Source organism: Clostridium estertheticum, assembly GCF_018861295.1.
Classification (GTDB): Bacteria; Bacillota; Clostridia; order Clostridiales; family Clostridiaceae; genus Clostridium_AD; species Clostridium_AD estertheticum_D.
In genome coordinates, this window is sequence record NZ_JAHLDM010000090.1 from 1 (window position 1) to 968 (window position 968).

Sequence of the window (968 nt, forward strand, 5' to 3'; positions counted from 1 at the left end):
TTTCTTTTGTTGAACAACCTATAGTTTGAACAACTATAGTAACTGTACCTCTTTCAGCATCAAAGTCACTTATTGTTAACGGTATCCTCTCACCTTTTTCATCCATTTTTATTATTATAAACTGACCAGGTTGTGCTGATCTTGCTACTCTTGGTGCTTCAATATCCATTAAAAATATTTGTGGTGCTAATGCTTTTTTTTCAACTATTTTATACATTTTTCTGCCTCCACATTTTTCTATGATTTTAGTCTATTATATATTCATATTAAAACATTAAAATAGACAGATAGTAAAGAGCATAAAAGACTAATGCTATTCACTACCTGTCTTTTTACTAGTTATTTAATTAATACACATTTATAAAAATTCTACAATCATTATTGAATTTTCATGATTTATCATATGTTAAAAATTAACTTTTTCGTTTGTAAATGCACAGATTAATATTTTTTTCATTTCTATTACATTTATTGGTCTTGGATTTGATCCTGTACATGCATCTTTTAAAGCATTCTCAGCTATAAAGTCTAAATTAGCATCAAACTCTTCTTTAGTCATACCATTTTCAGAAAAAGATAATGGTATATTTAGATCCTTATTTAAGTCCCTTATCATATCAGTTAATGAATTTATTAATTCATCATCTGTATTCCCGGGTAACTCTAATGTTCTAGCGATTGTAGCATATCTATCTCCACAAGATTTCTTATTAAAATCTATAACATGTGGAAGAAGTATTGCATTTGCTAAACCATGTTCAACATGAAATACACCACCTATTTTATGCGCCATACTATGAGATATTCCTAGTAATGCATTTGAAAATGCCATTCCAGCAAGGCATTGTGCCATATGCATCTCATTTCTTGCTTCTAAATTACCTTCAAATGATTTTACTAAATTCTCCTTAATCATAGTTATAGCTTGCATTGCAAGTGGATCTGAGAAATAAGAATGAAGTCCTGCA

General features: G+C 29.1%; 2 pseudogenes. Both read right to left on the reverse strand.

Going from position 1 to position 968, the window contains the following annotated elements:
* Positions 1–217: pseudogene (locus tag KPL54_RS25790) on the reverse strand (sulfide/dihydroorotate dehydrogenase-like FAD/NAD-binding protein); the annotation flags it as partial.
* A gap of 189 nt (positions 218–406) precedes the next feature.
* A pseudogene (locus KPL54_RS25795) lies at positions 407–968 on the reverse strand (iron-containing alcohol dehydrogenase); the annotation flags it as partial.